The organism is Streptomyces sp. NPDC013187 (assembly GCF_042899705.1).
Taxonomy (GTDB): domain Bacteria; phylum Actinomycetota; class Actinomycetes; order Streptomycetales; family Streptomycetaceae; genus Streptomyces; species Streptomyces hawaiiensis_A.
In genome coordinates, this window is record NZ_JBIBAF010000001.1 from 381,226 (window position 1) to 403,478 (window position 22,253).

At 73.0% G+C, this 22,253-nt stretch carries 20 protein-coding genes and 1 tRNA gene; 9 read left to right on the plus strand and 12 right to left on the minus strand.

Annotated features, from left to right (window positions below; all coding sequences use genetic code 11):
* Positions 1-27: 27 nt before the first annotated feature.
* Genes ACFY5B_RS01800 through ACFY5B_RS01810 form a run of 3 tightly spaced genes read right to left on the minus strand, consistent with a single transcriptional unit; the run spans position 28 to position 2,743 of the window.
* On the minus strand, positions 28-771 hold the full coding sequence (locus ACFY5B_RS01800; RefSeq protein WP_389963051.1) for a TrmH family RNA methyltransferase: 744 nt from the start codon (positions 769-771) through the stop codon (positions 28-30).
* Positions 768-1,979, minus strand: a complete 1,212-nt coding sequence (locus ACFY5B_RS01805) for an HTTM domain-containing protein (protein ID WP_389963054.1) — start codon at positions 1,977-1,979, stop codon at positions 768-770. Before ACFY5B_RS01805 ends, ACFY5B_RS01800 begins: the two co-directional genes overlap by 4 nt.
* On the minus strand, positions 1,976-2,743 hold the full coding sequence (locus ACFY5B_RS01810) for a DUF5819 family protein (protein WP_389963677.1): 768 nt from the start codon (positions 2,741-2,743) through the stop codon (positions 1,976-1,978). Before ACFY5B_RS01810 ends, ACFY5B_RS01805 begins: the two co-directional genes overlap by 4 nt.
* A 295-nt stretch (positions 2,744-3,038) precedes the next feature.
* Between ACFY5B_RS01810 and ACFY5B_RS01815 the strand changes: the two genes are divergently transcribed.
* Positions 3,039-4,172 carry an acyl-CoA dehydrogenase family protein gene (locus tag ACFY5B_RS01815; protein ID WP_389963057.1) on the plus strand — a complete coding sequence of 378 codons (1,134 nt, stop codon included), beginning with the start codon at positions 3,039-3,041 and terminating at the stop codon, positions 4,170-4,172.
* Positions 4,173-4,199: 27 nt separating this feature from the next.
* On the opposite strand, the gene ACFY5B_RS01820 is transcribed toward ACFY5B_RS01815, so the two are convergent.
* From ACFY5B_RS01820 to ACFY5B_RS01835, 4 genes are all read right to left on the minus strand, one after another.
* Complete coding sequence (locus ACFY5B_RS01820; protein WP_053670196.1) at positions 4,200-4,529, minus strand: rhodanese-like domain-containing protein; 330 nt, start codon at positions 4,527-4,529, stop codon at positions 4,200-4,202.
* A 53-nt stretch (positions 4,530-4,582) separates the two neighbouring features.
* A complete protein-coding gene (locus ACFY5B_RS01825; protein WP_389963060.1) occupies positions 4,583-5,410 on the minus strand; it encodes a hypothetical protein in 828 nt (275 codons plus the stop codon).
* A gap of 275 nt (positions 5,411-5,685) precedes the next feature.
* On the minus strand, positions 5,686-7,125 hold the full coding sequence (locus tag ACFY5B_RS01830; protein ID WP_389963063.1) for a DUF2252 domain-containing protein: 1,440 nt from the start codon (positions 7,123-7,125) through the stop codon (positions 5,686-5,688).
* A gap of 210 nt (positions 7,126-7,335) precedes the next feature.
* Positions 7,336-8,040: a ScbR family autoregulator-binding transcription factor gene (locus ACFY5B_RS01835; RefSeq protein WP_389963066.1), complete on the minus strand. Its 705-nt coding sequence runs from the start codon at positions 8,038-8,040 to the stop codon at positions 7,336-7,338.
* A gap of 157 nt (positions 8,041-8,197) precedes the next feature.
* Here ACFY5B_RS01835 and ACFY5B_RS01840 point away from each other — a divergent pair, with 157 nt between their 5' ends.
* Both ACFY5B_RS01840 and ACFY5B_RS01845 read left to right on the plus strand, forming a co-directional pair.
* Positions 8,198-9,508, plus strand: a complete 1,311-nt coding sequence (locus ACFY5B_RS01840) for a ScbA/BarX family gamma-butyrolactone biosynthesis protein (protein WP_389963069.1) — start codon at positions 8,198-8,200, stop codon at positions 9,506-9,508.
* Positions 9,505-10,428 carry an NAD-dependent epimerase/dehydratase family protein gene (locus tag ACFY5B_RS01845; protein WP_389963072.1) on the plus strand — a complete coding sequence of 308 codons (924 nt, stop codon included), beginning with the start codon at positions 9,505-9,507 and terminating at the stop codon, positions 10,426-10,428. Before ACFY5B_RS01840 ends, ACFY5B_RS01845 begins: the two co-directional genes overlap by 4 nt.
* Here ACFY5B_RS01845 and ACFY5B_RS01850 read toward each other — a convergent pair whose 3' ends face one another.
* From ACFY5B_RS01850 to ACFY5B_RS01865, 4 genes are all read right to left on the minus strand, one after another.
* The gene (locus ACFY5B_RS01850; protein ID WP_389963075.1) at positions 10,429-11,721 is read right to left on the minus strand and encodes a cytochrome P450; all 1,293 of its coding nucleotides are present in this window, start codon (positions 11,719-11,721) and stop codon (positions 10,429-10,431) included. It lies immediately after the preceding gene.
* 118 nt (positions 11,722-11,839) lie between these two features.
* Entirely contained in the window at positions 11,840-12,556 is a 717-nt protein-coding gene (locus ACFY5B_RS01855; protein ID WP_389963078.1) for a ScbR family autoregulator-binding transcription factor, read from the minus strand.
* 97 nt (positions 12,557-12,653) lie between these two features.
* Positions 12,654-13,313, minus strand: a complete 660-nt coding sequence (locus ACFY5B_RS01860; protein ID WP_389963680.1) for a response regulator — start codon at positions 13,311-13,313, stop codon at positions 12,654-12,656.
* Entirely contained in the window at positions 13,303-14,574 is a 1,272-nt protein-coding gene (locus tag ACFY5B_RS01865) for a sensor histidine kinase (RefSeq protein WP_389963081.1), read from the minus strand. The genes ACFY5B_RS01860 and ACFY5B_RS01865 overlap by 11 nt, the downstream gene beginning before the upstream one ends.
* Before the next feature lie 157 nt (positions 14,575-14,731).
* Between ACFY5B_RS01865 and ACFY5B_RS01870 the strand changes: the two genes are divergently transcribed.
* The 3 genes from ACFY5B_RS01870 to ACFY5B_RS01880 all read left to right on the plus strand — a co-directional run bounded on the left by ACFY5B_RS01870 (position 14,732) and on the right by ACFY5B_RS01880 (position 18,492).
* Positions 14,732-15,457 carry an ABC transporter ATP-binding protein gene (locus ACFY5B_RS01870; RefSeq protein ID WP_389963084.1) on the plus strand — a complete coding sequence of 242 codons (726 nt, stop codon included), beginning with the start codon at positions 14,732-14,734 and terminating at the stop codon, positions 15,455-15,457.
* Entirely contained in the window at positions 15,451-17,889 is a 2,439-nt protein-coding gene (locus ACFY5B_RS01875; RefSeq protein WP_389963087.1) for an FtsX-like permease family protein, read from the plus strand. The genes ACFY5B_RS01870 and ACFY5B_RS01875 overlap by 7 nt, the downstream gene beginning before the upstream one ends.
* A 69-nt stretch (positions 17,890-17,958) precedes the next feature.
* Positions 17,959-18,492, plus strand: coding sequence for a winged helix-turn-helix transcriptional regulator (locus ACFY5B_RS01880; RefSeq protein WP_389963089.1), 534 nt, complete (start codon positions 17,959-17,961; stop codon positions 18,490-18,492).
* Positions 18,493-18,597: 105 nt separating this feature from the next.
* Here ACFY5B_RS01880 and ACFY5B_RS01885 read toward each other — a convergent pair.
* Positions 18,598-18,681: transfer RNA gene (locus tag ACFY5B_RS01885), tRNA-Leu, on the minus strand.
* A 471-nt stretch (positions 18,682-19,152) separates the two neighbouring features.
* Here ACFY5B_RS01885 and ACFY5B_RS01890 point away from each other — a divergent pair.
* The 3 genes from ACFY5B_RS01890 (at position 19,153) to ACFY5B_RS01900 (ending at position 22,242) form a co-directional block, all read left to right on the plus strand.
* Positions 19,153-20,022 carry an FhaA domain-containing protein gene (locus tag ACFY5B_RS01890; RefSeq protein WP_389963092.1) on the plus strand — a complete coding sequence of 290 codons (870 nt, stop codon included), beginning with the start codon at positions 19,153-19,155 and terminating at the stop codon, positions 20,020-20,022.
* Between the two features lie 10 nt (positions 20,023-20,032).
* The gene (locus tag ACFY5B_RS01895) at positions 20,033-20,548 is read left to right on the plus strand and encodes an FHA domain-containing protein (protein ID WP_107456460.1); all 516 of its coding nucleotides are present in this window, start codon (positions 20,033-20,035) and stop codon (positions 20,546-20,548) included.
* Positions 20,549-20,688: 140 nt separating this feature from the next.
* Entirely contained in the window at positions 20,689-22,242 is a 1,554-nt protein-coding gene (locus tag ACFY5B_RS01900) for a Stp1/IreP family PP2C-type Ser/Thr phosphatase (RefSeq protein ID WP_389963095.1), read from the plus strand.
* Positions 22,243-22,253 lie beyond the last annotated feature (11 nt).

Here is a 22,253-nt window from a genome sequence, read left to right on the forward strand (position 1 = left end):
TGGCTTGTCGCGCAGTTCCCCGCGCCCCTAAAGGGACGCCCCGAAACTCCAGTGGTACAGGGTCATCGCCACGCTCGTCGCCAGGTTGTAGCTGCTGACCTGGGGGCGCATCGGGAGGGACAGGAGATGGTCGGCCCGGGTGCGTAGCTCGGCCGACAGGCCCGTGCGCTCGGAGCCGAACGCGAGGACGGCGTCGTCCGGGAGTTTCACGCCCCGGATGTCGTCGCCCTCCGGATCCAGGGCGAACAGCGGGCCGGGCGGCAGCTCGTCGACGGTCAGCCGCTCCACCGTCGTCGCGAAGTGCAGCCCCGCCCCGCCCCGCACGACCGTCGGGTGCCAGGGGTCGACCGTCCCGGTCGTCACCACACCGGTCGCCCCGAAACCGGCGGCCAGACGGATCACCGCGCCCGCGTTGCCCAGGTTGCGCGGGTTGTCGAGGACCACGACCGGGGTCGTGCGGGGGGTGCGGGCCAACTTCGCGAGGCTGGACTCACGGGAGGGCCGTACCGCCAGCGCGGCCACCGCCGTCGGGTGCGGGCGGGGCACGAACGACGTGTACGTCCCGTACGGCACCTCCGTCAGCAGCCCGGCCAGCGCATCCCGCACGTCCGGGGCCAGTTCCTCGGCGAGGGCCAATGCGGCGGCCCGGTCCGCCGTGACCGCCACCGGCACCTCCGCCCCGAAACGCAACGCGTGCTTGAGGGCGTGGAACCCGTCGAGCAGGACGGTGTCACCGGCGAGCCGGTGCCAGCGGGTCACGGGGTCGGTCATGTCCCGGAGCCTACGTGCTCGGCACCGCGGTTCTCCCGGGCACGCTGCCCGGGCAGGGGCACCCGCCCGCCCCGGCGCGCGAGCCGGTCACGCGCGCGTGCCGCCCGCTCGCCCAGGCGGCGCAGGAAGCCCGTCGGCAGGAACACCGCGTCCGCCGCGATCATCGCCAGCGAGAAGAACGGCAGACCGAGGACCACGGCGATCACCGCGTGCTCGGTCATCATGACCGCCAGCAGGACGTTCTTCACCCGCCGGTTGAACAGGGTGAACGGGAAGGCGACCTGCACCAGGACCGTCCCGTAGGTCACCAGCATCACCATCGTGCCGCTGGCGGACAGCAGGTCCGCCAGCGCCGGCCAAGGCGAGAAGTACTCCAGGTGGAGCGGGTAGTAGACCGCGGTGCCGTCCTGCCAGCGGGAGCCCTGCACCTTGTACCAGCCGGCCGTCGCGTAGATCAGGCACGCCTCCGCCATGATCACGAGCAGGGCGCCGTTGTGCACGATGTTGCCGATGACGTCCAGCAGGATCCGCGGCTCACCGGTCCGGGCCCGGCGCCCCACCAGCCACCACAGGCCCTGCACCACCCACACGGTCCACAGCAGCGCCGGTATCAGCCAGTCGCCCTGCATCCGGCCGGCCAGGGTCACCGCGACCAGCACGAGCCCGAACACGCCCCACAGCACCGGTCCGGTCCGGTCCGTGACCCGCTCGCCCCGCGCACGGGCCGCCCGCTGCCGCGCCGCCCGCCCGGCGTCCAGCGACCACACCTGGGCGCAGCGCGTGAACACCAGGTAGACCGACATCAGATGCAGCACGTTGTCGCCGCCGTCGCCCATGAAGACGCTGCGGTTCTGCAGCGACAGCACACCGACCATGAACAGCACCGACATGGTGCGGGTGCGCCAGCCCAGCATCAGCAGGGCACTGGAGAGCACCGCGAGCGCGTAGACGATCTCGAACCAGACCCGGCCGTCCGACCACATCAGGACGGTGAAGGAACCGTTGGACCCGACCAGCTGCTGCGCGAGACCCCAGCTCCAGGGGCCGTCGGGACCGTACAGCTCGTGCCGGTGGGGGAGTTCGCGGAGCAGGAACAGCAGCCAGGTGGCGCTGAACCCGATGCGGATGACGGCCGTCTGGTAGGGGCCCAGGGCGGCCTCGGTGACGCGGGCTATCGCGCCCGAGACGGCCAGCGAGAAGCGGTTCACCGCACCCCTCCCTCGGCCTCGTCCCGCGGCACCCTCCACCACGGCAGCTCCCGGTAGGACGGCGTCGTGGAGACCTTCTCCCGGCTCCACCCGGGCGGCGGCACATTGCTGGTGCGGGAGCGCACCTGCACCCGTTCGATGACACCGGCGCCCCCGGTCGCGGCCCGCACCGCGTCGTCGTCGTGGAGGCGCAGCACCATGATCCGGCGCAGATACGACTCCGAGAGCGCTCCGCGCAGGCCCACGGGGCGGTTCTCGCCGTCGTGCGTGGCGACGTAGAAGTCCCAGGCCCGGCGCAGTTCGTTCTGCTGGGTGTGACTGGGCAGCAGGTTGCCGTCGATGGCCCGGCCGTCCTCGGCGGACAGGTCGTACCAGCCGGTGGTCGACGTCATGCCGTCCGGCCCGCGGACCCCGGCGCGGACCTGGATCGAGATGTTCTGCTGGAGCGGGTTCGGCGCGAAGAGCTTCCAGTTCTGCTCGAACTCCGGATAGATCCAGTCGTCGACGGCCTCGCCGTGCGCCCTGGTGACCGTGTTCGCCGGCGCGACATGCAGGAACGTCATCCCGAGGTGCACGCACACCCCGATGGCGACGACCGCGAGTGCCAGGGCGACACCGATCTGGTAGCGGAGCGAGAGCGCGGCGATGCCGGTACGGGGTTCACCGGGCCGGTCCACCGCTACGTCCGGCTCCGCGGGCGGGGTCGGACCGCTCGGCGCGTCCGGGCCGTGCCGGGCGTTCGAGCCCTCGTCGTACACGTCCATTCCGCCCCGTTCCACGATCCCGGTCCGTCGTTCCGTCCGCCCGGCCGGCCGCTAGGGCGTCACACCGCCCGCACGGCACTGCGCACGGCATCGGCACGGGCACGGTACTCAGCAGACCCTCCCGCGCACAGCCCCTGACCACCCCTCCCGCCGTGGCCATCGCCACACCGGGGAGGCCGACCGTGCGGCGAGTGACACCCTACGGCGCCCGCCCGTACACCCATTCCCTTCTTCTAGAACCTGTTCTATCTTGACGCCCCGTCAGCTCAACGGGATCGCCGGAAGGACAGCCACCGTGGACTTCACCTTCACCGAGGAGCAGCAGGCGGCGGCCGAGGCGGCGAAGGGCGTGTTCGCCGGGGTCGCCCCCGACGCCGTGCCCAGCCCGGCCCTCACCCCGGGCGCCGTCGCCGAGACGTACGACCGCGCCCTGTGGGCCCGGCTCGCCGACGCCGACCTGCTGAGCCTGCTGCTCGACGCGCGGTACGGCGGGGCCGGCCTGGACGCCATCGCGCTCTGCCTGGTGCTCCGGGAGTCGGCACAGGTACTGGCCAGGGTCCCCTTGCTGGAGAGCAGCGCGGCAGCCGCGGCCGTCCAGGCCTACGGCGGTGAGGAGGCGAAGGCGGACCTGCTCGCCCGGGCCGGCCGGGGCGAGACCGTCCTGACCGTCGCCGCGCACGGCCGCACCGGCCACGACCCGGCCGAACAGTCCGTGACCGCCCGGCAGGACGGCGGGACCTGGGTGCTGGACGGCGTGCAGACGGCGATTCCATGGGCCTACGACGCGGACGTCACGCTCGTCCCGGCGCACACCGGGACCGGCCGGACCGTACTGGCCCTGGTGCCGCGCGGGCACGAGGGGGCCCACCTCGCCGAGCAGTTCTCCACCAGCGGCGAGCGCCTCGGTGAGCTGCGCCTGGTATCGGCACGGCTCACGGCCCGGGACGTGATCGACACCGACGGGGCGTGGGAGTGGCTGCGGGATCTGCTGGCCACCGGGACGTGTGCGCTGGCCCTCGGGCTCGGGGAGCGCGTGCTGCGGATGACCGGGGAGTACACGGGCAAACGGGAGCAGTTCGGGTTCCCGATCGCGACCTTCCAGGCCGTCGCCGTGCAGGCCGCCGACCGCTACATCGACCTGCGCGCGATGGAGGCAACGCTGTGGCAGGCCGCGTGGCGGATCGCCTCCGGGACCCCGGGGCCGCTGCCCGCCGCCGGTGACGTGGCCGTCGCCAAGATCTGGGCGGCGGAGGGCGTCCGCCGGGTCGTGCAGACCGCGCAGCATCTGCACGGCGGGTTCGGCGCCGACGTGGACTACCCCCTGCACCGCTACCACGCCTGGGCCAAGCACCTGGAACTCTCACTCGGCCCGGCCGCGGCACACGAGGAGGCCCTGGGCGACCTCCTGGCCGCCCACCCACCGGCCTGATCCACGGCACAGGGCCGCGGGCTCTCCCTAGAGGACGAACCCCTGCTGCCCGTCGTCCGTCACGACGGGACGGCCCGCCGCCTCCCACACCTGCATGCCGCCGTCGACGTTCACGGCGTCGACGCCCTGCTGGGCCAGGTACATCGTGACCTGGGCGGACCGGCCGCCCGAACGGCAGATCACATGGACCCGGCCGTCCTGCGGGGCGGCCTCGGTCAGCTCGCCGTACCGGGCGACGAACTCGCTGATCGGGATGTGCAGCGCCCCTGCGGCGTGGCCGGCCTTCCACTCGTCGTCCTCCCGGACGTCCAGCAGGAAGTCACCGTCCTTGAGGTCCGCGACCGCGACCGTGGGCACACCAGCTCCAAGACTCATGCGTCCGACGCTACCGGAACCGGCCGGGGCACGGCTCAGCCCTGGCCCTGGCCGCTGTCGAGCAGCGCGGCCAGCTCCGTCTCCCGCTCGGTGACCTGGGTGAGCAGGCCCTGCCCGATCTCCTCCAGGAGCCGGTCCGGGTCGTCCGGGGCCAGCTGGAGCATGTGGCCGATGGCGCTGTCCTCCAGCTCCCTGGCCAGCAGCCCGAGCAGCTCCTTGCGCTGGGCGAGCCACTCGAGGCGGGCGTAGAGCTCCTCGGCGCGGCTGGGGCCCCGCTTCAGCTCGGGTCCCTTGGCCCACTCCGCGGCGAGCTCGCGCAGCTCCGCCTCGTCGCCCCGGGCGTAGGCGGCGTTGACCCGCGTGATGAACTCCTCGCGCCGCGCGCGCTCCTTCTCCTCCTGCGCCAGGTCCGGGTGGGCCTTGCGGGCCAGGTCGCGGTAGAGCTTGCGGGCCTCCTCGCTGGGGCGGACCCGCTGCGGAGGGCGGACCGGCTGGTCCGTGAGCATCGCCGAGGCCTCGGGGAACAGACCGCCGCCGTCCATCCAGCCGTGCAGCAGTTCCTCGACGCCGGGGATCGGGGCGAGCCGCGCTCTGGCCTCCTCCGCCCGCTGCCGGTCCGCGGGGTCGCCGCTGCGGGCGGCTCTGGCCTCCAGGATCCGGGCGTCCAGCTCTTCGAGCCGGGCGTACAGCGGGCCGAGCTTCTGTTCGTGCAGCCGGGAGAAGTTCTCGACCTCGACGCGGAAGGTCTCCACCGCGATCTCGTACTCGATCAACGCCTGCTCGGCGGCCCGCACGGCCCGCTCCAGCCGCGCCTCGGGCCGTGCGGCGTCGCCACCATCCTGCTCAGCTTCCGGGGTCGTCACCCGACCAGCCTAGGCGACGCACTGACCAGGACCCGCCCGGGAGGAGAACAGACCCGGGAGGCGGCACACCGACCGTCGCCGGCGCCGTGGGCTGCGTCGGCTGACTCCGACGGCACCCAGCGACGCGGCCCGCAGCCGCATCCGGAGCCCGCACCGGCACCGGCACCCGCACCGGCACCCGCACCCGCACCCGCACCCGCACCCGCACCCGCAAGCCCATGACCCGCAGCCCGCAGCGCGTAGCCACTCGCCCCCGTCGCCTACACCCCCATCCCCTACACCCCCATCTCCGCCGCGACCTTCCCCGCCCGCACCCCCGCCAGCAGCTCCGAGTGATCCGCCTCGGTCCGGTCCGCGTAGGCCACGGCGAAGGCCGCCATCGCCTCGTCCAGCTCTTCGTTCTTCCCGCAGTACCCGGCGATGAGCCGCGGATCGGCGCTGTGCGCGTGCGCACGCGCCAGGAGGGCACCGGTCATACGGCCGTAGTCGTCCAGCTGGTCGGTGGCCAGGGCGGCCGGATCCACGCTGCCCTTGCGGTTGCGGAACTGGCGGACCTGGAAGGGCAGCCCGTCCACCGTCGTCCAGCCCAGCAGGTTGTCGCTCACGACCTGCATCCGCTTCTGGCCCAGCACGACCCGCCGGCCCTCGTGGCCGGCCTCCGGCGTCTCGAAACCGGCCGTCGCCAGATGCGGCACGAGCGCCGACGCCCGCGCCTCCTTGACCTGCAGCACCAGCGGTTCGCCCCGGTGGTCCAGGAGCAGCACGACGTAGGACCGGGTGCCGACACTGCCCGTACCGACGACACGGAAGGCGACGTCGTGCACCGCGTGCCGGGCGAGGAGCGGAAGGCGGTCCTCCTGAAGGGTGCCGACGTACTCCTCCAGGGACGCGGCCACCGCCGCGGCCTGGGCGTCCGGGACGCGCCGCAGCACCGGTGGCGCGTCCACGAACCGGCGCCCGCCGTCCTCCGTGGCCTCGGTCGACTTGGCCGCGAAGCGGCCGCTGGTGTTGTGGCGGGCCTTCTCGGAGACCCGCTCCAGCGTGCCGAGCAGATCATGGGCGTCGGTGTGGGAGACGAGCTCCTCGTCCGCGATGGCGTTCCACGCGTCCAGCACGGGGAGCCCGGCCAGCAGCCGCATGGTCCTGCGGTAGGCGCCGGCCGCGTCGTAGGCCGCCTTGCGGCACTGGTCCTCGTCGGCTCCGGCCACCCGGCCCGCGAGCACCAAGGAGGCCGCGAGTCGTTTGAGGTCCCACTCCCAGGGGCCGGGCACCGTCTCGTCGAAGTCGTTCAGGTCGATGACCAGGCCGCCGCGCGCGTCGCCGTACAGGCCGAAATTGGCCGCGTGGGCGTCGCCACAGAGCTGCGCCCGGATCCTGGTCATGGGCGTGCGCGCGAGGTCGTACGCCATGAGTCCCGCCGAGCCGCGCAGGAACGCGAAGGGTGTGGCGGCCATGCGCCCGACACGGATCGGGGTGAGCTCGGGCAGCCGTCCGCGGCCCGACTCCTCCACGGCGCTCACCGCGTCGGGCCGGGACGCGTCCAGGTCGAGCGAGGCGTGCGAGCTGCGCGGGACCTGCTTCCGGAGGGCCTTGCCCTCGTCCTTGGGCGACCCGGCGGCCGGCCACTCGGCGAAGCCACGCACCCGGGGCAGCCTGCGTGGGGCTCCGGCCCTCGCCGTGGTCCCGCTCTCGCCCTGAGCTCCGATGTTGGTCATCCCGACCGCCTCCCCCGCACGCGCACGAACATCAACTCGTGCCGACCGTACAACCGGTGGCCGAAACGCGTCAGACCCTGTGGACAACTCCACCGCTGTGGACACCCACGCCGAGCCCGTACGGCAGCGGTCCCATACGGTTGTCACCCCGTACGACAGCGGTCCCGTACGGCAGCGGCCCCGTACGGCAGCGGCCCCGTACGGCAGCGGCTACGCCCCCGAGGACACGGGGGCCTGAGCGGGCACGGAGGCCCGCGCCGGCACGGCCGCCGCCGCCTCCTCCTCCGTCAGGACCTGCGCCAGCACCTGCTCGGCCCTGTCCACCGAGATGTCGAGCCGGGCCAGCACCGCCGGCACGGTGATGCTGGGCAGGAAGTGCTCGAACAGCACGACGACACGGCGCTCCAGATCCTGCCGCTGGCAGCGCAGCTGGGACAGCAGCTGCACCCCGGAGAAACTGCCGACCAGCAGCTCGGCCGTCTCCGCGACGTCCACGTGCTGGAGCAGCTCGCCCCGCGCCTTCGCCTCGGTCAGCAGCTGCGTGTTCTGGTCGATCCACATCCGGAAGGCCGGGGTGCGGTCGAGGTCCATGGCCCCCTGGTCGAGGGCGAGCCCCACACTGGCCCGCACCAGCGGTTCGGATCGCAGCCGGCGGGCCATCACCAGACCGGAGTCGACCAGTTCCTGGAGCTTGCTGGACTGGGGCGGGAGCGTGATCGCGAGCTGCTCCTCGAACACCCCCAGCGCCAGCTCTTCCTTGGAGCCGAAGTGGAAGTACAGCGCGCCCTTGGTGACGCCGGCCCGGTCCAGGATCTCGCCGATGGTCGCCGAGGTGTAGCCGCGTTCGTCGAAGACGGCCGCGGCCGCCTCCAGGATGGTCCGCCGGGTGCGGATCGCGCGCTCCTGTCGCGCCATCGGATGCCTCCTGATCTTCGTCGATCCCTGTGAAGTCGCTGTGTGGCGAGGGCGCGAGAGCCTCTTCCAGGGCTTGGCTCACCCTTTGAAAAAAACCGGCTCGTCCGTATCTTAGTCAAGCGTCGACCGCGGCCAGGCAGCCGATCTGGGGGTTCTCATGCCGCAGACAGGGCCTTCGAGCGCACTCACGGAGGATCAGACCGGACGCGAGGGCCGTCCGGCAAACGCAAGCGCTACGACCGTCGAGAACCCGCCACAGGCCACCGCCCCCCGGGGGATCGCCCCACCCCGCCCCGCCGCCGAAGCCCCAGCCGCCACGGCAGCCACGGCCCAAGCAGCCGCACCCCTGGCTCCCGCTGCCGAGGCCCCAGCTGCCCCAGCCGCCACGGAAGCCACGGCAGTCACGGCAGCCACGGCGCAAGCATCCGCACCCCCGGCTCCCGCTGCCGAAGCACCCGCACCCCCGGCCACCACCCCCGCCAAACCCCCGGCATCGGCCGAAGTAGCCCAAGAACCCGCGCCGCCCTCCCCCGTCACCGGACGCTCCGCCCCCCACTCCCGCACCGCCGCCGCCGTCGTCACCAAGGAACTCGCCCATCGCACCACTGAGACGGACGTCTTCCCCACCCGGTGGACCCGAATCTCCGACAGCCGCTTCCGCTTCACCGCGCACTGGCCGGCCGCCCACCCCTTCTTCGGCCCCGTGGACGACCGGCACCAGGACCCGATGGTCGTGGGCGAAACGTTGCGGCAGGCCTCGATGGTGCTGGCGCACGCCGAGTTCGGTGCCCCGGCCGACACCCACTTCGTCATGTGGGACATGACGCTCCGCTTCGACCCGACCGCGCTTCTGCTGGCGGACGCCGCCGAACCGGTCGAGTTCGACGTCGTGTGCTCGGAGGTCCGCCGCAGCGGCCGCGGGCTGCACAGCATGCGGACCACGATGGAGTTTCGCCGCGCGGGGCGGCTCGTCGCCCGCGGCACCGGAAGCACCGCCTGCACGTCACAGCGCGCCTACCGCCGCCTGCGGGCGGACAGGTTGGACGCCTCGGACCGGCCGGTTCCCCTCCTGGCGGGCATAGCGCCGCACACCGCGGGCCGAGCCCGCGCCGAGGACGTCGTCCTCGCTCCCGGTGACCGCCCCGGTGTCTGGAACCTGCGCGTCGACACCGGCCACCCGGTCCTCTTCCCACGGCCCAACGACCACGTCCCCGGCATGGTCCTGTTCGAGGCGGCCCGCCAGGCCGCGACCGCCGCGTCCGGCCTGCGCCCCTTCCTGCCGAGCAGGATGACGGCCGACTTCAGCCGGTACGCAGAACTGCACAGCCCCTGCCGCATCGAGACCGAGGTGCTGGCCGACCGCCCCGGGGAGGCGACCGTACGGGTGTCGGGGCGGCAGGACGGCGAGTCCGTATTCACCGCCACCCTGACCTCCGCCCGGCCCGCGCGGGTACGGTCCCTGCCGTGACACTCAGGATCCTGATCACGGGCGCGAGCGGCTTCGTCGGTGGACGGGTCGCGGCCACGGCGCAGCGGCAACCGGGCGTCCACGTACGCCTGTTGTCCCGGCACGCACCGCAGGGGCCCGAGTACGTGCACGGCGACCTGTGCGCCCCGCCCTCCCTGCGCGGCGTCTGCGCCGACACCGACGTCCTGGTGCACTGCGCCACGCGGGTCGCCGGCGACGCCGAGACCGTCGAGGCGGTCAACGACCACGGCACCCGGGCCCTGGTCGAGGAGGCCGTGCGCGCCGGAGTGCGCCGGATCGTGTACGTCAGTACCGCCGCCGTGCACGGCCGGGGCCCCTTCCGCGGCGTACGCCCAGGAGAGGTCCCGATCGCGCCCGCGTCACCCACCAGCCGCACCCGGGCCGCCGCAGAACGGTACGTCCTCGACGCGGGCGGCCTGGTGCTGCGCCCGCACCTCGTGTACGGCGAGGGCGACCGCTGGGTGATCCCCGGCCTGGTGTGGCTGATGAACGAGCTGTCGGCCACCCCGGCCGGCTGCGCGGCGCTCCAGTCGATGATCGACGTCGACACCCTGGGCCGTGCGGTCGTGGCCGCCGCGCTCTCCCCGGCGCCCGGCGGCGGTGTGCACCACGTGAACCACCCCGAGCCGGTGGCGGTCGCGGACCTGCTGGCCGCCGTGTCCCGGGAACTGGGGGAGCCCGGCGGCGGTGCGGCCGTGGACGTCGCCACCGCCCTCGACCGGGCCGCCGGGTCACCGCTCGCCCTTCACCACCTCGGCATGCTCACCGTCGACCACTGGTTCGTGGACGACACGTTCTGGAAGGCTTTCGACTGCTCGCCCGGCGAGGGGTTCGAGGCCGGGTTCACCCGCGCGGCGCCCTGGTACCGCGCGTTCCTCCAGGGCCGGAAGGTCTCCTGATCACTCCGCCTGCACCTGCGCCGCCGGCTCCTCCGGGCGCGGGCCGGGGCCCGGGCCGCGCAGCAGCACCGGCAGCTCCTCGTGACCGGTGGAGATGATGGACCGCAGCCGCTTCGGCGGATGCGACGGGTCGGCCAGGGCCAGCCGCGGGAAGCGCGCGAACAGCGACCTCAGGGCCACGGTCGCCTCGGCCATGGCCAGGGGCCGGCCCAGACAGTGGTGCACGCCGTGGCCGAAGGACACGTGGTCACGGCTGGTGCCGCGGGTGATGTCGAACCGGTCCGCGCCGGGCCCGTGCCGCTCCGGGTCGCGCCCGGCACCGGCGAAGGAGACCACGAGCGGGTCGCCCTCGGGGATGGTCAGGCCCGGCTCGATCTCGATGTCCTGCACGGCGTAGCGCAGCCCCGACATGGCACCCGGCGCCTCGAAGCGCAGTGACTCCTCCAGGGCGTCCTCCCAGGTGGCCCGCCCGGAGCGGACGAGGGCGAGCTGGTCGGGGTGGGCGAGGAGGCTGTGCACGGTGTTGTCGATGAGGTTGACGGTGGTCTCGAAACCGGCGGTGAGCAGCAGGATCAGATTGTCCATCAACTCCTGTTCGCTGAAGCTGCCTTCGTCGCGCGCGGCGATGAGCGCCGTCGTCAGGTCGTCGGCCGGGTGCTCGCGTTTGTGCTGGAGGAACGCGGTCAGCGTGCCGTAGAGGTCGACAGCGTTGGCCTGGGCGTCCTCCAGGGAGATGGCGGTGTCGAAGAAGCGGTTGATGATCTGGTAGAGGTCCGCGCGCGGGCCGTCCTGGCCGGGCGGCACGCCGAAGAGCTCGCACACCACCTCGTGCGGGATCGGCGCCGCGAACGCAGCCCGCAGGTCGACGACTTCGCCCTCCGGCAGGCCCGCCAGTGCGTCCAGCGCCCGGTCGACGATCTCCTGGACGCGCGGCATGAGCGCGTCGACGCGGCGCTTGGTGAACGCGGCGGCCATCGGCTTGCGCAGCCGGCTGTGGTCGGGGCCGTAGGCGGTGACCATGTTGCGCACCGAGACCCAGATGGCGAGCGGCCAGGTGCGGGAGACGTCCCCGTTGATCCACGCCGGCCAGTGCCGGAAGGCGTCCTTGCTCGTCTCCGGGCCGGCCAGGAGCCGTTTGTTCAGCTCCAGGCCGTTGATCCACCACGCCCGTACGCCGCCGGGGAGTTCGACCTCCACGGCCGGGCCCCGGGCACGGATGCGGGATATCTCGCCGTAGAGGTCCTGACCGGACGGGTCGATCGACAGGAAGGGGCAGGCCTGCTGTTCTGCCATGACTCATCGCTCCTCGGTCCAGGGGCTGGGGGACCATCGTGCGATCAGCAGGCCGGAAAAACTTGGCATCCGGTTTGTTTTGGTCATGGCTTCACCTACGGTCGGCAGGGGCCCGCCCCTACCGCAGCGCGAGCCCCACCCGGCGCGCTTCCGTCTGAGGACCCGAATCAGCCGACGACCCGCTCCCCGCCGGTCCGTCCCCCTCAGGACCGCCTTCCACCGAACCGCTTCCCGCCGGATCCAGCACCCCCACCAGACCCGGTGCCGCCACACACGGCAGCAGCAGCAGCCACAGGTCGGTCAGCGAGGGGCGGGCGAGCCAGCCCTGGTCCTCCCGGGCCAGCACCTCCATGCCGGTCGTGGCCGCGAGGACGACGGCGCCGGTGCGCTGCGGCGTGACACCGGCGGCGAGTTCACCCCGGCGCTCCGCCTCGGCCAGCAGCCCGCGCACACACTCCCGCCATTCCCGGCGCAGGTCCCGCGCCCGCCCGGCGGCCCTCTCGGCGTTCAGCCGCAGCCCGGCCCGCACCACCACGTCGGCACACAGCAGCCGGGCGACGTGGTGGGTGACGTCCACGAGACGTTGCAAGGCGTGGCCGTCACCCTCCCGGGCGCGATCCGCGGCTCCGCACAGGGCATCGGCCGCCGCGTGCTCCACGGCCTCGGCGACGGCGGCCTTGTTGGCGAAGTGGAAGTGCAGCGCACCGGAGCTGACGCCGGCCCCCGCACTGATCTGCGCCAGCCCGGCCCGGATGTACCCCCGGTCCTCGAACAGCTCGGCAGCAGACCGGATCAGCGCGAGACGGGTCCGGACGGCCCGGTCCTGTTTGGTCACCCGTGGCTCCCCTGCACGGCTCTGATGGCGACGCAATGAAACCAACTCGCTGGTTTTTATACAACGTGCCGACCCCGCAACGGCCTTGAGACCGCTCTCAGGTCCGCAGATACGCCAGCACGGCCAGCACCCGGCGGTGGGTGGCGTCGGCAGGCGGCAGGTCCAGTTTGGTGAGAATGCCCGAGACGTGCTTGCCCACCGCCGCCTCGGAGACCACCAGTTCACGGGCGATCGCGCTGTTCGACCGGCCCTCCGCGATCAGCGCCAGCACCTCCCGCTCACGCGGGGTGAGCCGCTCCAGCGGATCACGGCGACGGCGCAGCAACTGCCGTACGACCTCGGGGTCGACGACCGTGCCGCCGTCCGCGACCTCGCCGAGCGCCTCGACGAACTCCTCGACCTGGCCGACGCGGTCCTTGAGGAGATAGCCGACGCCCGTGCCGTCGCCGGAGTCCAGCAGGTCGGCGGCGTACCGGCGCTGCACGTACTGACTGAGGACCAGCACGGGCAGCGTGGGCCGCTCCTGGCGCAGCCGCACCGCCGCGTGCAGGCCCTCGTCCTGGAAGCCGGGCGGCATCCGCACGTCCGTCACGACCACGTCCGGGTCGTGCTCCCCGACGGCCGCGACGAGCGCCTCGGCGTCCCCGACGGCCGCGACGACCTGGTGCCCGCAGCGCTCCAGCAGTCCGACGAGCCCGTCCCGCAACAGCACGCTGTCCTCCGCCAGGACGACGCGCAGCGGCCGCTCAACTCGCAGGTTCACAAGGGATCTCCACACGCAGCACGGTCGGTCCGCCGGGCGGACTGGACAGGGAGAGTCTGCCATCGAGCACCGACACCCGGTCGGCGAGCCCGGTCAGCCCGCTGCCCTCCCCGGCCCGCGCCCCACCGCACCCGTCGTCGCGTATCCGCAGCAGCAGCCGCCCGTCGCGATGCCCGCCGCTCACCTCGGCCCGGCTCGCCCCGCTGTGCCGGCCCACGTTGGCGAGCGCCTCGCACACCACGAAGTAGGCGGCGGCCTCGACCGCCGGGGAGAGCCGCCCGGGCAGCTCCAGGTCGACGTCCACGGGCACGGCCGAACGGTCGGCCGCGTCGGCGACGGCCGCTTCGAGCCCGAAGTCGGCGAGGACCTTGGGGTGGATGCCGTGGATGAGCTCGCGCAGCTCCGCGAGGGCCGTGCCGGCCTCCTGGTGTGCCTTGGCGAGCTGGTCGGCGAGCGGACCGGGCGGGGCGTCGAGGCGGGCCAGCCCGAGCGTCATCGTCAGGGCGACGAGCCGCTGCTGCGCCCCGTCGTGCAGATCGCGCTCGATCCGCCGCCGCTCCGCCTCGAAGGCGTCCACCAACCGCACCCGGGAGCGGGCCAGTTCGACCACGCGGGCCCCCAGGTCGGCCTCCCGCGGCGCGATCAGCAGCCGGGTCAGCCCGGCCCGGGCCCCGGCCACGACGCCCAGCAGCCAGACACCCACCGCCAGCAGGACCAGGCCGAGGACGGCGCACCCCACGGCAGTGGGCCAGGTGGTGACCAGCCACACCTTGAGGACCTTCGCCTCGCCGAGGACGGCCATGAGCAGGGGAGTCGCCACCACGGTGAACGGCCCCAGCAGGAAGACGGCGAACGCGAGGGCGTCGACCGGCCACAACAGCCCCGCGAACAGCAGGACGTGGCCCAGCTCCCGCCAGGTGGCCCGCTCCCGCAACCGCGTCGCCAGCCAGGCCCGCAGCCCCGGCTCCCGCGGCGCCTCGTGCGGGTCGGGCGCCGGGTCCGCGTCGACCAGCCGCAGCCGGTACCGCTCGAGGGCCGCCACCGGAATGCCCGCCAGGGCCGTCCCGAGCAGCAACGGCAGCCCCACCAGCACGAGTGCGAGCACCCCGCCGGTCACCGCCGAGAGCACGATCCCCACCAGCACGACCACACCGATGAGCGCGCCGGTGAGCAGGTAGGCGGCCGACCGCCACGGCCACGCCGACAGCAGATAACCGGGGCGGGACATGGCCTGCCACACATTCCGAGGGTGCATGGGGATCACCGTAGAAGCCGCTCCGGGCCGCGGCCATGGGATCAGGCGGAGCCCCTGGGGTATGCCTGGCCCTACCCCAGGTCTAGGCCCTGCCGCACTGCGCCGGCCCACCCCCGCACGGTTTCGTGGAGATCGACACCGACACCAGGGGGAACCCATGACACACGACGCCGTCCGACTGGACTCGGTCACCAGGAGATACGGATCCCTGACCGCACTCGACGGGGTCTCCCTGTCGTTCCCCGCCGGGACCTTCACCGCCGTCATGGGCCCCTCCGGCTCCGGCAAGTCCACGCTGCTCCAGTGCGCGGCCGGGCTGGACCGGCCCACCTCCGGGTCGGTCGCCGTCGGCGGCACAGAGCTGACCGGGCTGAGCGAACGGCGGCTGACGCTGCTGCGGCGCGAGCGCGTCGGGTTCGTCTTCCAGGCGTTCAACCTGCTGCCCTCGCTGACCGCCGAACAGAACGTGGCCCTGCCCCTGCGCCTGGCCGGCCGCCGCGTCCCCACCGCCCGGGTGCGCCAGGCACTCGGACAGGTCGGTCTCGCCGAGCGGGCCCGACACCGGCCGGCCCAGCTCTCCGGCGGCCAGCAGCAACGCGTCGCCCTGGCCCGCGCGTTGATCACCCGGCCCGACGTGCTGTTCGGCGACGAACCGACCGGCGCCCTGGACACCCGGACCGGCCGCGAGGTGCTCGGCCTGCTGCGCGGCATGGTCGACCGCGAGGGCCAGACGGTCGTCATGGTCACGCACGACCCGGTGGCCGCCGCGTACGCCGACCGTGTGATCTTCCTCGTCGACGGCCGCGTGAGCGGGGAGCTGACGGACGCCGACGCCGATTCCATCGCCACCCGCATGACCCGCCTGGAGGCCGTGCCGTGCTGAGTGTCACCCTGCGCACCCTGCGCGCCCGCTGGGCCACCTTCACCGGCAGCTTCGTCGCGCTCTCGCTGGGCGTGGCGCTGCTCACCGTGATGGGCCTGGCCCTGGCCTCGACGGCCACCGCCCCGGAGCGCGGTCCCGAACGCTTCGCCGCCGCGCCGGTCGTGGTCAAGGGACAGGACACCCTGCGCGTACCGACCCCGATCGGCGTCCGGGAGTCCCGGCTCGCGCACCCACGTCCCGTACCGGCCACGACCGTCGCCCGGCTGCGCACGCTGGGCCCGGTCGTCGCGGACCGCTCGTTCCCCGTCCGGGCGCAGGGCGGCCCCGCCGAACTGGTGGGCCACCCCTGGTCCACCGCCGCGTTCGCCCCCTACGACCTCGCCACCGGCCGGCCACCCCGCACGGCCGGCGAGGTCACCGTCACCGGCGACTGGGCGCGCCCGGGCCAACGGATCCGCACCGATGCGGGCACCGTCCGCGTCGTAGGCACGCTGACCCCGCGCGGCTTCGAGAACGCCGTGTTCTTCACGGACACCCGCGCCGCACAGCTGCACCCGCCCACCACACAGCTGGTCGTGAAAGCCGACCCGGCGTCCGTACGGGCGGCGGTGGGCGACAGCGCCCAGGTGCTCACCGGCACGGCACGCCGCCTCGCCGACGCCGACCCGGCCCGGGACCGTGAGGCGCTCACCGCGATGAACTCCCTGTTCGGCACCGCCGGTGGCGTCACCGCCTTCGTGTCCGTCTTCGTCGTGGCGTCGACCTTCGCCTTCGCGGTCGCCCAGCGCCGCAGGGAGTTCGCCCTGCTGCGCACCGCCGGAGCGAGTCCCGCCCAGCTCCGCCGGTCCGTCCTCGCCGAGGCCCTCGCCGTCGGCGTCCTCGCCTCGGCCGCCGGCTGCGCGCTGGGCTCCTACGGGGCACCGCTGCTGGCGGCCCGGGTGGTCGAAGAGGGCCTCGCCCCGGCCTGGTTCACCATCGGCGAGCACACCTGGCCCTATCACGCGGCCTTCTGGACGGGCCTGCTCGTCGCCCTGGGCGGAGCCACCGCGGCCTCCTGGCGGGCAGGCCGCACCGCCCCCACCGAGGCCCTGCGGGAGGCGGCGGCGGACAGCGGCCCCCTGACCCGGGGACGCCTGCTCTGCGGCGCGGCCCTCCTCATCACGGCCGCCGTGACCCTGACCCTGTCCCTGACCAGCGACCCGTCCGACCTGATCCACCGCAAGACGTACATCATCCGCCCCATGCTGCTGATCACCGCGGCCGCCCTGCTCGCGCCCCTGGTGCTGCGGCCCCTGACCCGCCTGCTGACCTGCCTCCCCTCGGCCGTGGGCATGCTGGTCCGACAGAACACGGCCACCGGAGTACGCCGTACCGCCGCCCTCGCGGCCCCCGTCCTCGTCACGGTCGCACTCGCCGGTTCACTCCTCGGCGCCACCGAGACCCTGAACCACGCGAAGTCCACCGAGACGAGCGAGCGCACCACCGCCGCCTTCGTCGTCACCCCGGCCGCCGGGCAGGGCTTCGACCCCGCCACCCTGAGCAGGCTGCGTGCGGTACCGGGCGCGCGGATCTCACCGACGTCGTCGACGGCCGTCACCGTTCTGGAGGACGGCGTGGCCCTGATCCGTTCCGACGCCCGCGCCGCGATCCCCGCCGACCTGGCGGCCACCAGCCGCCTGCCGATCGACGCGGGCCGGACAAGCGACCTCGACGACGACTCGATCATCGTCAACGAGGAGTGGCAGCGGCACCGGGTGGGCGACCGGGTCCGGGTATGGCTCGGCGACGGAACACCCCGCACCCTCCGCATCGCCGCGGTGATGCCCACCGGCACGGGCGGCAACGGCGTCTACGTCACCCCGCGCAACGCCCCGGGCGCCACGGTCGACCGCGTGGAGGTGGCCCTCGAGGACGGCGCCGCCCCCGGTACCGTGGCCGCCGCCCTGCGCGAGGCGGCCGGCACGGGAGGCGGCCGGGTCCTCACCCGGGACGCGTGGATGCACGCCACCCAGCCGGAAACCAACCGCAACACCCGTCTCGGCGTCTTCCTGGTCCTCGGCATCGCTCTGCTCTACACGGGCATCTCCGTGGCCAACACCACGGTCATGGCGGCCGCCGACCGGGTCCGCGACCTGGCCGTGCTGCGGCTGACCGGGGCCACCCGCCGGCAGGTGCTGCGGCTGACCGCGGCCGAGGCCCTGACGGCCACCGCGGCCGGTGCGCTCCTGGGCGTGCTGGTCACGGGCGTCAACCTGGCCGGCATGTGGGGCGCCCTCGGCCTGCTGTCGGTGAGGCCCACCGTCACCCTCCCGTGGCAGGCTCTCGCCACGACGGCGACCGCCTGTGCCCTGCTGGCCGTCGTCTGCGCGACCGTCCCCGCCGCCCTCGCCCTGCGCCGCCGCCCGGCGGACCTCGCGGGGATGCGCCAATGACCCGCCCCCGCCCGGGAGGGTCGATCTCATCATGAGACCAAAAAGGGGACGGCCTTCTACAGTGAACTCATGAGACGGACCTCGTTCAGCACCTGGCCCTGCTCGATCGCCCGCACCGCGGACATCCTGGGCGACGGCTGGACCCTCCTGGTGCTGCGCGAGGTCTTCTACGGCGAATCCCGCTTCGACGGCTTCATCGGCACCCTGGGCATCGCCCGCAACACCCTCACCGACCGGCTGCGGCGCCTGGAGGCCGAGGGCCTGCTGCGGCGGCACGTCTACCAGCGGGACCCGGTGCGCCACGAGTACCTGCCTACGGACAAGGGCCGCGACTTCTTCGGAGTCCTCGCCGCGATCAACGCCTGGGGCGACCGCTGGCTGGCCGGCGACGAGGGGGCCCCGGTGGTCCTGCACCACCGGCCCTGCGCCCACGACACCGAGGCCCGGGTCGTCTGCTCCGCCTGCGGCGAGCCCCTGCGGCAGCGGGACATGACCGCCCGCACCGGCCCCGGCTACCCGCCCCGCCTCCTCGACGACCCGGCCGTGCGGGAACGCTTCGCCCCGGGGCGGACACTGGGAGACGGCCGGGCCGACCAGGCCTGAGAGCTTCCTCACACAGCCGGAACCCGGACCGGCCCCGAGACAACCGTCACATCCGCATACACGAAGAACGGGCGGCATCTGATCGATGCCGCCCGTTCTTGACGGTGCGCGAGGGGGGAGTTGAACCCCCACGCCCTTGCGGGCACTGGAACCTGAATCCAGCGCGTCTGCCTATTCCGCCACCCGCGCATTGGGTGTGTCCTGGGCGTCTGCCCCTTGGGGCCGGCGCCTTCCGACACCCAGAACATTAGCACGCTGGAAGGGGTGGGTTCACATCCCTTATCCCCGCAGGCAGACCCCCTGCCGAACCTTCGATGTCCCTGCCACGTATCAACGCGTACCGGTTCACGTATCAACCTCGTACCGGTACCCGCCGTCTCCGCAGGAGGGGTCGGGGTCCACAGTCAGGTGCGGGACACTGGTCTTCAGCCGCCTCTACGATCCTTGTCAGGCATACCGGAGGCGGATACGCGCAGCAGTACCACCGGAGGAGTTCGAAGAGGAGCTCCACAGGGAACTTCGTCATGCGTCGACACCCGTCGGCGGTGCTGACAGGGGGAACCAGCCGATCGAGCGGCGCGTGGATACGATCAGTAAGCAGTACCAGCCAAGCGGCAAGCAGGGCAGTACACAGGACGGCAGCTACGGAGGAGGTGCCTCATGGGAGTCCTGAAGAAGTTCGAGCAGCGTCTCGAAGGTCTGGTCAACGGCACCTTCGCCAAGGTGTTCAAGTCCGAGGTCCAGCCCGTGGAGATCGCCGGAGCGCTCCAGCGCGAGTGCGACAACAACGCCACGATCTGGAACCGCGACCGGACGGTCGTACCCAACGACTTCATCGTCGAACTGAGCACGCCCGACTTCGAGCGGCTCAGCCCCTACTCCGGCCAGCTCGGCGACGAGCTCGCCGGCATGGTGCGCGACTACGCCAAGCAGCAGCGCTACACCTTCATGGGCCCGATCAAGGTGCACCTGGAGAAGGCGGACGACCTCGACACCGGCCTGTACCGGGTGCGCAGCCGTACGCTCGCCTCCTCCAGCAGCCAGCAGGGCGGCCCGGCAGGCGGCGCCGCCGCGCCCGCCGCCCCGCAGGGCGCACGCCCCGGCGGTTACGGCTACCCGCCCGCCGCCGCACCCTCCGGCGCCCCGCCCATGCCGGCCGCGCCGCCGCCCGGCGGCCGCCCCGGCGGTTACGGCTACCCGCCCGCCGCGAGCGGTCAGCGGTCCCCGGCCGCCCCGGCCGCCGGCGGACGCACCCGCCACTGGATCGAGATCAACGGCACCCGCCACCAGATCTCCCGCGCAACACTCGTGCTGGGCCGCAGCACCGACGCCGACGTGCGGATCGACGACCCCGGCGTCTCCCGCCGGCACTGCGAGATCCGGACCGGAACGCCCTCGACGATCCAGGATCTCGGATCCACCAACGGCATCGTGGTGGACGGGCAGCACACCACCCGCGCTACGCTCCGCGACGGCTCGCGGATCGTCGTGGGCAGCACCACCATCATTTACCGGCAAGCCGAAGGGTGAAGCGGGGGCAATGTCAGAGCTGACCCTCACGGTCATGCGGCTGGGTTTCCTGGCCGTACTGTGGCTGTTCGTGATCGTGGCCGTGCAGGTCATCCGCAGCGACCTTTTCGGTACGCGTGTCACCCAGCGCGGCTCGCGCCGCGAGGCGGGCCGCCAGCAGCAACAGGCCGCCGCCCGCCAGGCACCGCCGCCGCAGCGCCAGCAGCCCGCCGGCGGCCGCCGGGGCCGCAACGCCCCCACCAAGCTGGTCGTGACCGAGGGCACCCTCACCGGCACCACGGTCGCGCTCCAGGGCCAGACCATCACCCTGGGCCGCGCGCACGACTCGACGATCGTGCTGGACGACGACTACGCCTCCAGCCGCCATGCCAGGATCTATCCGGACCGCGACGGCCAGTGGATCGTCGAGGACCTCGGCTCCACCAACGGCACGTACCTGGACCGGTCCCGGCTGACGACTCCCACACCGATTGCGCTGGGCGCGCCGATCCGCATCGGCAAGACCGTCATCGAGCTGCGGAAGTAGTGCTACATCATGGATAGGCGCGAGCGGAGCGAGCACGCAGTGGCGGGCCCCACCCCGGCCCCCCGCGCGCTCCCGACCGGAGGGTGGGCAGTGTGGCTCGACACGACCGGCTGTACCCGGAGCCGACAGGCGAGGTGCGCATGAGTCTGTCACTGCGCTTCGCGGCCGGATCGCACAAGGGCATGATCCGGGAGGGCAACGAGGACTCCGGATACGCCGGCCCGCGCCTGCTCGCCATCGCCGACGGCATGGGCGGCGCGGCGGCCGGTGAGGTCGCCTCCTCCGAAGCCATCTCCACCATCGTCGCCCTCGACGACGACGTCCCCGGCTCCGACATCCTCACCTCGCTCGGCACGGCCGTACAGCGCGCCAACGACCAGCTGCGCTCCATGGTCGAGGACGACCCCCAGCTGGAGGGCATGGGCACCACCCTGACCGCCCTGCTGTGGACGGGCCAGCGCCTCGGCCTGGTCCACGTCGGCGACTCGCGCGCCTACCTGCTCCGCGACGGCGTCCTCACCCAGATCACCCAGGACCACACCTGGGTGCAGCGCCTGGTCGACGAGGGCCGCATCACCGAGGAAGAAGCGACCACGCACCCGCAGCGCTCGCTGCTGATGCGCGCCCTCGGATCGGGCGACCACGTCGAGCCGGACCTGTCCATCCGCGAGGTCCGCGCCGGCGACCGCTACCTGATCTGCTCCGACGGCCTGTCCGGCGTGGTCTCCCACCAGACCCTCGAGGACACCCTCGCCAGCTACCAGGGCCCCCAGGAGACCGTCCAGAACCTGATCGAGCTGGCGCTGCGCGGCGGCGGCCCGGACAACATCACGGTCATCATCGCCGACGTCCTCGACCTCGACACCGGCGACACCCTCGCGGGCCAGCTGTCCGACACCCCCGTCGTGGTCGGCGCCGTCGCCGAGAACCAGCACCAGCTGCACGACAACGGCATCATGCAGACCCCCGCCGGCCGCGCCTCCGGGCTCGGCCGCCACGGCCGCGGCGGCGGAGGCGGCGAGTTCGGCCCGCCCGGGTCCGGCGACACCACCGGCTACATCCCCGCGGACGGATTCGACTACGGCGACGACGACTTCACCAAGCCCCGCCGCAAGAAGGGCCGCTGGCTGAAGAGATCCCTCTACGGCGCCCTCGCGCTGGCCGTCGTCGGCGGCGGACTCTACGGCGGATACCGCTGGACGCAGACGCAGTACTACGTCGGCACCGAGGACGAACACGTCGCGCTGTACCGGGGCATCAGCCAGGACCTCGCCTGGATCTCGCTCTCGGACGTCGAGAAGGACCACCCCGAGATCGAACTCAAGTACCTGCCGCCCTACCAGCAGAAGCAGGTCGAGGCGACCATTCCCGAGGGCGGTCTCAAGAACGCCCAGGCGAAGATCCAGGAACTGTCGGTGCAGGCCTCCGCGTGCAAGAAGGAAGCGCAGCGGCGCGAAGCCGAGAGCAAGAACAACTCCAAGACCGGCGAAGGCGAGGCCGGGGGCACCACGGGAACCACTCCCGCCTCCTTCACGTCCAAGGCCACACCGACGCCGAACCCGTCCAGCCCGTCGGGTTCACCGTCGGCCCCGGAGAAGTCCACGCCCCCGACCACGACCGCACCCACCCCCAGCCCCGGCCCCAGCCTCTCGGAGGAAGAGCAGAAGGTCGTCTCGCTGTGCGGTAAGCAGTAGCCGTGAGAGGC